General features: G+C 73.7%; 8 protein-coding genes and 1 pseudogene. 1 reads left to right on the top strand and 8 read right to left on the bottom strand.

Annotation, left to right across the window (positions count from 1 at the left end):
- Nucleotides 1-102: 102 nt before the first annotated feature.
- The 4 genes and pseudogenes from fxsA to ACFWEP_RS24840 form a co-directional block, all read right to left on the bottom strand.
- On the bottom strand, nt 103-699 hold the full coding sequence (fxsA, locus tag ACFWEP_RS24855; RefSeq protein ID WP_387373020.1) for an FxsA family membrane protein: 597 nt from the start codon (nt 697-699) through the stop codon (nt 103-105).
- A 435-nt stretch (nt 700-1,134) separates the two neighbouring features.
- Nucleotides 1,135-1,905, bottom strand: a pseudogene (locus tag ACFWEP_RS24850) (polyprenol monophosphomannose synthase); the annotation flags it as partial.
- Between the two features lie 605 nt (nt 1,906-2,510).
- On the bottom strand, nt 2,511-4,157 hold the full coding sequence (locus tag ACFWEP_RS24845; protein WP_387373018.1) for an amidohydrolase: 1,647 nt from the start codon (nt 4,155-4,157) through the stop codon (nt 2,511-2,513).
- A gap of 91 nt (nt 4,158-4,248) precedes the next feature.
- On the bottom strand, nt 4,249-4,689 hold the full coding sequence (locus ACFWEP_RS24840; RefSeq protein WP_014044761.1) for an Lrp/AsnC family transcriptional regulator: 441 nt from the start codon (nt 4,687-4,689) through the stop codon (nt 4,249-4,251).
- A 378-nt stretch (nt 4,690-5,067) separates the two neighbouring features.
- On the opposite strand from ACFWEP_RS24840, the gene ACFWEP_RS24835 reads away from it, so the two are divergent.
- Nucleotides 5,068-5,463 carry a hypothetical protein gene (locus tag ACFWEP_RS24835; RefSeq protein ID WP_328722830.1) on the top strand — a complete coding sequence of 132 codons (396 nt, stop codon included), beginning with the start codon at nt 5,068-5,070 and terminating at the stop codon, nt 5,461-5,463.
- 473 nt (nt 5,464-5,936) lie between these two features.
- Here ACFWEP_RS24835 and ACFWEP_RS24830 read toward each other — a convergent pair whose 3' ends face one another.
- The 4 genes from ACFWEP_RS24830 to ACFWEP_RS24815 all read right to left on the bottom strand — a co-directional run bounded on the left by ACFWEP_RS24830 (nt 5,937) and on the right by ACFWEP_RS24815 (nt 10,486).
- Nucleotides 5,937-7,109: an acyl-CoA dehydrogenase family protein gene (locus ACFWEP_RS24830; protein ID WP_387373015.1), complete on the bottom strand. Its 1,173-nt coding sequence runs from the start codon at nt 7,107-7,109 to the stop codon at nt 5,937-5,939.
- A 249-nt stretch (nt 7,110-7,358) separates the two neighbouring features.
- Nucleotides 7,359-7,526, bottom strand: coding sequence for an SCO1431 family membrane protein (locus ACFWEP_RS24825; RefSeq protein WP_387373014.1), 168 nt, complete (start codon nt 7,524-7,526; stop codon nt 7,359-7,361).
- Nucleotides 7,527-7,777: 251 nt separating this feature from the next.
- Complete coding sequence (locus tag ACFWEP_RS24820; protein ID WP_387373022.1) at nt 7,778-8,437, bottom strand: TetR family transcriptional regulator; 660 nt, start codon at nt 8,435-8,437, stop codon at nt 7,778-7,780.
- A 21-nt stretch (nt 8,438-8,458) separates the two neighbouring features.
- Nucleotides 8,459-10,486 (bottom strand): NAD-binding lipoprotein, encoded by a 2,028-nt coding sequence (locus tag ACFWEP_RS24815; protein ID WP_387373012.1) that lies wholly within the window; start codon nt 10,484-10,486, stop codon nt 8,459-8,461.
- Nucleotides 10,487-10,669: the final 183 nt, after the last annotated feature.

Here is a 10,669-nt window from a genome sequence, read left to right as displayed (position 1 = left end):
GCTTCTGTGTCACGGCCCGAGGCTTTGTGCGTGGACCGGGCGGAGTACGTGTCCCGCACTCCGCCCGGTCTCAGAGAGTGAGCTCCCTCGGGGGCGAGCCTCTCAGGGGGTCAGCGGAGGCCGGGGACCCTGCGGTCCGTCGTCGCGGCGCGGGGGCGGCTGTGTGCCGTCCTCACGGATGACCTCGCCCTGAACCACCTTCCCGTCCGGGCGGTGCATCCGCGCCTGCTGGAAGGCTCCGGAGAGGCTTCCGGGCGAGGCGGCGCGCATCCGGCGCTCCAGCGCCCGCTCGGTGAGTCCGCTGAGCGCCTTGCGGACGGGCGGGACCAGGAGCAGGAGGCCCGCCACGTCGGAGAGCATGCCGGGGATCATGAGCAGAATCCCGCCGAGCATGAGGAAGCCGTTGCCCCGGGCCGCGGGCTGCGGCTCCGGCCCCTCCTGCGCACCGGGCCCGCCCGGTGCCTGCCGGAGGGTCTCGGTGAGGTTGGAGAAGGCGCGGCGTCCGGCCTTCTTGACCACCGCCGCACCGAACACGAAGCCCGCCACCAGAAGCAGCAGGACGGTGAGGCCACCGGCCGCGCCGGCCACCAGGATCAGCAGCCAGATCTCCAGCACCAGCCAGGCGACGATGCCCAGCGGCAGGAATCTGCGGACGCGCGAGCGCCGGGGACGGTTCGGGGGCGGTGTGCCGGTCGTCATGCCCCCAGTGTGCCTGTACGGCGGTACGAGCGGCACGGGCGGGGTGCTCGTGCGGGGGTCCCCCTCCCGGGGCGTCCGGGTCGGGGGCCGGGACGGACACGGAGGAACCTATTCGGCCTTCGGAGGAGTGTCGGCGGGGGGAACGGGTGCGTGATCGGCACCGGCGTCCGTGGCGGGCTCGACCGGGGCCTTCGGAGCCGTGTCGGCCGGGGCGTCCGTGGCGGGCTCGACCGGTGCTGCGGTGGTGGTCTCCGCCGGGGCGTCCGTGGCGGGCCCGACCGGGGCCTTTGGAGCCGTGTCGGCCGGGGCATCCGTAGCGGGCTCGACCGGGGCCTGTGGAGCCGTGTCGGCCGGGGTGGTCTCCGCCGGGGCGTCCGCCGAGCCCTCGTCAGGGGCGCCCGGCCCGTCGGGGGCGGTACCGGTCCGAGGGGCGGGCTTGCGACCCAGCACCTTGTCGGTGACCTTGTTCGTCCGGGCGGTGATGCCCCATCCGGTGACCCGGAACAACGCCTCGACGAGGATGTCGCGGCTCATCTTGGAGTCGCCGACCTCCCGGTCCACGAAGGTGATCGGCACCTCCACCACGTGGAATCCGGCCTCCACCGCGCGACGGGCCAGATCGACCTGGAAGCAGTACCCCTGGGAGGCGACCTCGTCCAGGCCGAGCCCCTTGAGGGTGTCGGTACGGAACGCCCGGTAGCCGCCGGTCACGTCGCGGACGTCCAAGCCGAGCGCGAGCCGCGAGTAGAGGCTGCCGCCCCGGGAGATCACCTCCCGGCTCTTGGGCCAGTTCACCACCCTGCCGCCCGGCACCCAGCGCGAGCCGAGGACGAGGTCGGCGCCCTTGAGGGCGGTGAGCAGGCGGGGCAGTTCCTCCGGCTGGTGGGAGCCGTCCGCGTCCATCTCCACGAGAACGCCGTAGCCGTGCTCCGCGCCCCAGCCGAACCCGGCCAGGTAGGCGGCGCCCAGCCCTTCCTTGCCCTTGCGGTGCAGCACGTGCACCTGGGTGTCCTCGGCGGCGATCTCGTCGACGATCTTGCCGGTTCCGTCGGGGCTGTTGTCGTCGGCGACCAGGATGTCGGCCTCAGGGACGGCGGAACGCACCCGGTCGACGATCGGCTTGATGTTCTCGGCCTCGTTGTAGGTCGGGATGATCACCAGGACTCTGCCGAGCGGGTCGTACCGCCGCTGACCGCCGTCGTTCACTAACTGCCCCTTAAAGATCCGTGCGCAAGGTGCACACCATATCGACCGCGCGGCCCCCTCCGGGCGCCCCGGGCGCGAGAAGCGGCACGGGCCGCCGGACAGAACCATGGAAGTGGGGACAGATCATCGGCGGACGGGCGGCAGGTCCCCGGCGCTCGGTCCGGGAACACCGCGGCGGGGTTCCCGCTCGTGCCCCGCAGGTCTGCGGATCGGGGCCCGGCGCCCTTCGGGCCGACCTGGCGCCCGCTGGCTGCGGGTCGACCGAAAGCCGTTGTCTACTGAACGTCCGGGCCCCACCCGGGTCGCACCCGTCGACCGGTGAAACCTTCCCTCGCCCCCGAGGCGCGGGCGCTGAACCTGGCTGTCAGTGATGGTGGGCCGGCACGGCTCACCACCCCGTGACCCAGCGGCGTTCGACGACTGCATGGAGGTTCGACCGGTGGACGTCCTGTGGTGGACCCGGCCGAACCTACCGGCCGACGACCGCTTTCTGTCAACAACGGCCCGACCTGCGAAGTTGTCTCATATCGCCTGGTCAGCGCCGAAGATCCGCAGGTCGCGTGCGACCACTCCCCCATCGATCGGCGGTACGGAAAACCGCCTCGTCACTCGTTCGGTCGTACGTAGACACTCCGTCCGCCCACGACGGTGCGCAGGCAGACCGGGAGATCGGCCTCCGGAGAGAGATCGGGCAGGCCAGGGGTGCCGGAGCGGGGGTCGGTCGACCACCGGGCGACCCGGTCGTCGGGTGCCTGGACGACCAGTTCGGAGGTACGCCAGATCGCGTAGTCGGCCGGCGCTCCGGGCACCAGGATTCCGGCGTCGTCGCGGCCCGCCGCGCGCCAGCCGCCCCGGGTGTGGGCGGTGAATCCGGCGCGCACGGAGATCCGGTGCTCCGGATTGCGGTGGAAGGCGGCCGCCCGCACGGTCCCCCACGGGTCGAGCGGGGTGACCGGGCTGTCCGAGCCGAAGGCGAGGGGCACGCCCGCGCGCAGCAGCGCCGCGTAGGGGTTGAGCGTGGCGGCCCGCTCCGTGCCCAGGCGCCGGGCGTACATGCCGTCCTCGCCGCCCCAGGCCGCATCGAAGGCGGGCTGCACGGAGGCGGTCAGGCCGAGTTCCGCGAAGGCGGCGATCGTCTCGGGGGTGAGCATCTCCGCGTGCTCCACACGGTGGCGAGCGGCACGGACACGGGCCAGGCCGACCCGCTCGGCGGCGGCCCGGATGCCGTCCACGACGGCGGTGAGCGCGGCGTCGCCGATGGCGTGGAAGCCGGCCTGGAGGCCCGCTTCGGTGCAGGCCGTGACATGGGTGGCGATCCGTGCGGCGTCCAGGTGCGCGGAGCCGGTGTGCGGGGCGTCGGCGTACGGCTCGTGCAGGCAGGCGGTGTGCGAACCCAGCGAACCGTCCGCGAAGAGGTCCCCCGCGGCGCCGAGCGCGCCGAGTTCACGGATGCGCGCGGCGCCCTTCTCGTTCTCGACGTACTCGGCCCAGAGTCCGATGACCCGGGGGCCGGGTTCGGCGCCGGCCAGCGCCAGCAGGGAGGTGAAGTCGTCCTCGTCGGAGATCTCGGGCCCGCCGCACTCGTGGACCGTACCGATGCCGAGCGAGGCGGCGTGGCGCAGGGCGGCGCGCTGGGCGTCGGCGCGCTGCCGCACGGTGACGGTGGCGTGCGCGGCGGCGCGTACCGCGTGGTGGGCGTCGCCGGTCAGCGGGGCGTCGGGGCGGTACCCGTCCATCGCGGTGACCCCGGGGACGCGGTCCAGGAGGGCCGTGGTGACGACCGCGGAGTGCACGTCGACGCGGGTCAGGTAGAGGGCCCTGCCGCCGGCCGCCTCGTCCAGCTCGCGCCGCGACGGGGGCCGGTGCCCGGGCCAGCGGGCGGCGTCCCAGCCGTGGCCGAGCAGCACGGCGTCGGCGGGCCGGCCGTCGGCGAAGGCGCGGACGAGGTCCAGCGCCTCGGCCAGGCTCCGGGCGCCCGACAGGTCGAGCCCGGTGAGCGCGAGTCCGGTGGAGGTGGTGTGCACGTGGGCGTCGGTGAAGGCGGGGGTGACCAGGGCGCCTTCCAGATCGACGATCTCGTCGGCTCCGCCCGCGAACGCGTCGGCGGCCCCCTCGGAGCCCACCCAGGCGACGTGCCCGCGTTCGACGACCATCGCGGTGGCGAACGGGTCGGCGGGGCTGTGGACGTCTCCACCGCGCAGCAGCACGGTGCGGTGTTCGGGGTCGCTCTGGGGGGCGGTGCTCTCGGTCATGGGACCAGTCTCCCGCGTGCCCCGGCGACGGTGGTCCGCGCCCCTCCCGAAAGCGCGCGGCGCACCCCGGCCGCACTCCCGGGCGACCTGGTCAGATGCGCGGGGGCCGCGCCTCGTACGGGGTGGACAGGACCACGGTGGTCCGGGTGGAGACTCCGGCCAGCGAGCGGATGCGGGTGAGCAGGTGTTCCAGCTCCAGCGGGGTGGCCACCCGCACCTTGAGGATGTAGTTCTCGTCCCCGGCGACGCTGTGGCAGGCCTCCAGCTCGGGCACGCCGGCGAGCCGTTCGGCGATGTCGTCGGGGGCACTGGGGTCGAACGGTTTCACCGAGATGAACGCGGTGAGGGGCAGGCCGACGGCTTCGGGGTCGACGACCGCGGCGTAGCCCCGGATCACCCCGCGCTGCTCCAGTCTGCGGACACGCTGATGAACGGCCGATGTGGACAGGCCCGTGGCCTTGCCCAGGTCGGTGTAGCTCATCCGCCCGTCCTTGACGAGCAACTCCACGATCTGACGGTCCAGCTCCTCCATGCGGTCAACCTATTGCCCCAGGTCCGGTCCGCAAAGTCCCGGGGCGCGCCCGGCGGGCCCGGCACGCTGCGGCCGGTCGGGGGGACCGCGGGGCGGACAAGCCGGCCCCGCACCGGACACACCTGGACGATTCAGGTGAAGTGGCGTGTGGGCGTGCCGGGTTTCGCGGGCCGGTGAAGCTTTCGCGGACCCGCTGAGGACCCTCCGGGGAGCGGCCCGGGAAGGCCGCGAAGGGCACCTGCGCATGGCATGTGACCAAGGCCACATGTTTACCGCCCGTTGTCTACCCGGGTAGCGGTTACAGCGGAGTCACTGCGGGAAGTGCTTGGTGTGGTCGGGGTCACCGCGCCTCACCGGCCCACCGAGGGGGGACTTCCCATGCAGAGCCTGAAGCTCACCGGTCACAGCGAACCGGAGCCCGTCGATACGGACGAGGACAGCCTGTCCGACGCGTACGACACCTTTGAGATGTACCGGGTCTTCTGCCCGGACTGCGAGCAGCCGATCGCGCTCCTCGCCGACGAGGACGTGTTCCCGGAGCACGCACTCTGCCCCACCCCCTGGAACCCGTTCGTGCTGACCGTCTGCGCCGGTACGGGTCGTGACGCCGCCGAGGCCGAGCCCGCCGACGAGACGCTGGAGGTGCAGGAGCAGGAGACCGCGCTGCTGCTGACGCTCCCCCAGGGACTCGACTGGCGGATGCAGCCGTTCTCGCACGCCGGGGGCCCCGGCTCGCGCCCGATGCGCATGCCGCAGATGCGTCGCGCCGCCTGAGTCGAAGCCCCGTGCCCCGCGCACCGCGACGGCGTCGCCGACGTGGTGCGGGTCCCGGCGGGCGGACCCGTCTCGAACACCCGCCCGCATCGCTCGTACAGTGACCCGACGGCGCCTCGGGCGTTGGTCCGGTATGACCATCCCGGACACCACGGCGGGCTCCGGTCGTCGCCGTCTCGTCGCCCCGCCCTCCGAAGAATCGGTTCCCCGGCCCACGGCACCGCTCCGTCGCGAGCCGGAACCCCGCGTCGCCGCGGCAGCCCCCGGTGCGGGCACTCCGCACGCGAGGACGGTGGGCAGGGCCTTACCGTCCGCCGCGCAGCCCTCGTCGGCGACACCGCCCTCGGAATCCCCCATCTATCTCGCGCTGCTCCGCGACTGGGAGGGCTCGGGGCGCACCTTGCCGGGCCGTCACGACCAGGAGTGGACCCGGATCGTGACGGCGCCGGTGTGGTCGACCCTGCCGCAGCGGATCAGTGCGATTCGGGGCCGGCGAGGTGGCGGGCGATGACCATCCGCTGGATCTGGTTGGTGCCCTCCACGATCTGGAGCACCTTGGCCTCCCGCATCAGGCGTTCGACGGGGAAGTCCCGGGTGTAGCCGTAACCGCCCAGCACCTGCACGGCGTCGATGGTGACGCGCATGGCCGCGTCCGTGCAGAACAGCTTCGCCATGGCGGCCTGGCGGGAGAAGGGCTGCCCGGCGTCGCGGAGCCGGGCGGCCTCCAGGTACAGCGCCCGGCCGGCCTCGATCTGGGTCGCCATGTCCGCGAGCAGGAAGCGCAGCCCCTGGAAGTCCGCGATCGGACGCCCGAACTGCCGCCGGTCCGTGGCGTATCCGACGGCTTCGTCCAGCGCGGCCTGGGCGACGCCGATCGCGCAGGCCGCGATGCCCAGACGACCGGAGTCGAGCGCGGAGAGCGCGATGGCGAAGCCCTGCCCTTCCTCGCCGATCCGGCGGTCGTCCGGTACCCGTACGCCGTCGAAGGCCAGCTGGGCGGTGGGCGACCCCTTCATGCCCATCTTCCGTTCGGGAGCGGCCGCGTTGAGCCCCTCGGCGTCGCCGGGGACCAGGAACGCGGTGATGCCTCGGGGGCCTTCGGCGCCGGTGCGGGCGAGCACCGTGCAGAAGTCGGCGATGCCGCCGTGGGTGATCCACGCCTTGGTGCCGTTGAGCACCCAGTCGTCGCCGTCCCGCACCGCCCTGGTGTGCAGCGAGGCCGCGTCGGAGCCGGACGCCGGCTCGGAGAGGCAGTAGGCGCCCAGGAGTCCGCCGGAGAGCATCGCGGGCAGATGTGCCTTCTTCTGCTCCTCGGTGCCGTAGTTGGCGAGCGCGTGGCAGGCCAGGGAGTGCACGCTGACGCCGAGTCCCACGGTCAGCCGGGCGGCGGCCAGCTCTTCCAGGACCTGGAGGTAGACCTCGTACGGCTGGTCCCCGCCGCCGAAGCCGGAGTCGTACGCCAGGCCCAGCAGGCCCGATGCGGAGAGGAGGGTGAAGAGTTCGCGCGGGAAGTGCCCCGCCTCCTCCTCGTCGGCCGCCCGGGGCGCGATCTCGTTCGCGACGATGTCGCGGACCAGCGTGAGCAGTTGCCGGGATTCCTCGGTGGGCAGACGGCGTTCAACCGGTTGCGGGGCTCGGTCGGGCATGACGGCGCTCTCCTCCCTGTCGGGCGTGACGGCGTACGGGCCCGGGGTGGGGAGCCGCGTCGCCGAGTGGTCCGGGCTGGGCCCGGCACAGGTCGTACGTGCCCAACCGATCCTGCCCTTCCGGATCGCGGAAGGCGCCGGTCAGCGGCTGTGGCGCGTCGAGTATGCCCGATCGGGGCGCCCCCGTCACCGGGTGTGCGAGCACGTGATCGGCTGCCGGGAGGCCGCTCGGGTGCCCCGCCGCGCGGGTCACATGAGGCCGGCCCGGGTGACGAAGAGAGCGAGCACGAGGACGAGGGTCCAGCCGAGGACGTGTTCGAGGACCTTCGGTCCCCTCTCCCCCGGGCCACCGGTGCGGGCGCGACGTGCGCGGCGGGAGTGGTGGAGGCGTTCGGCAGCTGCGGTGGTCGCGGTCATGGCATCTCGCTCGGTCGTACGGCAGTGGAGGTCCCCCGACCGCACCACAGTGCCCGACGAACGACGTCCGGCGGAGGAGATCCCCGTCACCGTGCTCCGGCGCGCCGCCGCCCGCGGACGGTGGCCGGACCAGCGGGCACAAGGGATGCGGCGCGGGCGACGGCCGGGGCGGGGGCGGGCGCTGTGCCGGACGCCACACACGGCGGGGAGCACCGGGACCGCACGGAGACACGCCAGGGAGCGCCGGAGCGTCAGCCGGTGGCGGCAGTGGCGTCGCCGCCGGGGTGCGTGAGTGCGGCGATCCCCCGGTTCAGCAGGGCGAAGGCGTGGTCCGCGTCCGCGACGGCTTCGGGGCGGACGTCCCCGGCCGATCTGCCGTCCACGATGCGCTGCCAGTTCGCCGAGGCCAGGATGCGCTGGGTGGCGACCAGTTGTCCCGCCAGCAGCCGGGACGTGACCTCCCGGGACTCCTCGCCGAGGGTGTCGGCGAGGGCGCGGGCGAGTTCCTCCTCGGCGCGGGCGAGGTACTGGGCGGAGCGGGCCACGAGGCCGGGGGTGGAGTAGACGAGGCGGTGGAAGGCGAGGACGCCCTCGTGGTCGCTGAGCCCCGTGATGGGGTCACCGGCTTCCAGCCCGTCCAGGAAGTGCCGGTGGAGGGCGTCGACCGGGCTCACCCCGGCCGGACGGTTCCGCACCACCTCGGCGCTCTCGTCCTGGTGGTCGGCGAAGCGCTGGACGACCAGGTCCTCCTTGGTGGGGAAGTACCGGAAGAGCGTCGGCTTGGAGACCTCGGCGGCGGCAGCGACGTCGGCGACGGAGACCTGGTCGAATCCGTGTTCCAGGAAGAGCGCGATCGCGACCTCGGAGATGGTCTCCCTCGTCCGCAGCTTCTTGCGCTCTCGCAACCCCATCGACCGGTCCACCCGCCAAGTCTACGGGCGCCCTCCGCCGAGCGGATCGAACGGCCCCGTCGGGGGGTCGCCCCGGTACGTGCCCGGGTGCGGCGGTCCGGCAAGGGCAGCGGTGCTCGCCGGGGGCGTACCCACCACGACCACCTGGTCCCCCTGACTCCACACACGCCGCTCCGCCTTGGGCGGGTTGAGCCGGACGCCGTGGTCCGTGCCGGGGGCCGACCGGTCGTGGCAGCGGTAGCCGATCGCGCAGTCGCCCCGGTCACGGGCGGCGGCGACGACGGTGGCGAAGGTGGCTTCGCCGCCCGGGCGGACGTACGTGGCGGCGGGGCGGAGCAGGACGTTCGCGCCGTCGCCGGAGAACAACTCGTCGAACACCGGGGCCAGGTGCCGGTTCTGGGTGATCTGGGCCATCAGCAGTCCGGTCAGCTTCCCGCTGACGATGATGTCGGAGCCGTGGTTGACGGGGGCCAGCGGACGGTTGCTGTCGTCGGTGAGTTCGGTGACGACGCGCAGTTCGCGTCCGGCGCGCTCCTCCTGCAGCCGCAGCGCCAGCAGGGTGACCAGCGTCCAGTCGTCGGGGCGGTCCGCGCTCTCACCCGGATCGGGTCCGAGCACGACCAGCCCGTCGTACGGGGTGAGGTCGAGTCCGAGCAGGGCTTCGGGCCGCGACAGCGCGGCCGACCGGAACCTCAACGACGCGGCCTCGGGTGCCCCGTTCGCGGACCCGCGCGGTGCCGGTGTGCCGTCCTCCGGCTCCCTCGGCCCGGGGACGGTGCTGTCGGTGATCACGTCGAGGACGGAGCCGGGGCGGGCCGTCTCCAGCAACTGGGCGACGACGAGCGGGGCTCGGCGGTTCCAGCCGAGCACCAGCAGACGCGTGGGGTCGTCGGGAGGGGAGCCGTCCGTGGCCATCGCGGAAGGGTCGACCAGATGCCGGCAGTCCTCCACCCGGGTGCTGTCGTCGTCCAGTGCCAGCACGATCAGGCGGCCGCCCGGCTCGACCGGGGTGCGGGCCGGCGGGTTGAGCAGCGTGCGGCCCTCGGGGGTGAGCAGGCCGACCACGCAGGAGTTCGGGTGTCCCAGCAGGGCCGTGCCGAAGGTCCCCCCGTGGAAGGCGGTGGCATCGGCGAGGTGGAACTCGTCGCCCGCGAAGTCGAGGAGGTCACGGAGTACGAGGGAGAGTCCCGGCCTGCCGACGCACTGCGCGATCAGCCGGGCGGTGACGGTGTCGGTCTCCAGCACCGTGCCGCGCGGCCCGGCGGCGAGACGCGCGGGGGCGCGGTACCGGTCGTCCCGCACCGCGGCGAGCACGGGCGGCCCGTCCGTATCCTCGCCGAGCACCGCGCGCAGCGACAGCAGGACCCGCAGCACCTCGGCGTCCGCGGACGGCTCCCCCGAGGGCAGCACCAGGACGGTGCTGGCGGTGCGCGGGCTGACGAGGGCGAGCACAGCGGGGTCGCTGGCCGGGCCGCTGCGGCAGATGGTCCGCGCCCGCGCGCGCGGCGGAAGATGGGCGGCGAGCGCGCGTTCCATCTCCGCTTTGTCCCGGTCGGCGAGCACGACGACGGCCCGCGGCCGGTTCGGTGCCTGGGCCGCGACCAGTTCGCTCACCACGGTGGTCGCCTGGTCCGACCAGCCGAGCACGACGACGTGGCCGTGTTCCAGGACCCTCGACCGCCCCCGGCTCAGCTCCGTCATGCGGTCGGCGAGACCGGTGGTGACGACCCCGACCAGGGTCGACACGCCGAGCAGGGCGACCAGCCCGAGCAGTGCGGACAGGGCGAGCCGGAGCGGGGCCCCCGTGGCGGAGCCCAGCCGGAGCGTCTCCGCGCTGGTCCGCCACACCGCGGTCAGCCGGTCGGCCAGCGACCGGGGCGCGCCCGGGTCCGTCCACACCAGCACCGCGCTCACCGGGACCACGACGGTCAGGCAGGTGAGGACCAGCCAGCCCATCAGGGTGCCGGTGGAGCGCGCCAGCGTCCGGTCGAACCGGTAGCGCGCCCGGTCCCGCAGCGGTGCCGGCGGCCTCCCCTTGACTGGTTTCACGGTCACTCCCCTCATGCCCGCTCCCGCGCCCCGCGCGGAGGTGACGGCCCCACCCGCCTCTTCCGCACCATGGCTCCTGCGATGCCGGGACACGCCGCATTCGGGGGCAAGTTCACCCTTTCGGGCAGACGCGGGCGGCTGGGGCGCCCCGCGGAACGCCGAGGGCGGGCGGATGCCGTGGCA

Source organism: Streptomyces sp. NPDC060198 (assembly GCF_042728415.1).
Classification (GTDB): domain Bacteria; phylum Actinomycetota; class Actinomycetes; order Streptomycetales; family Streptomycetaceae; genus Streptomyces.
This window is presented reverse-complemented; position numbering and strand designations above follow the sequence as displayed.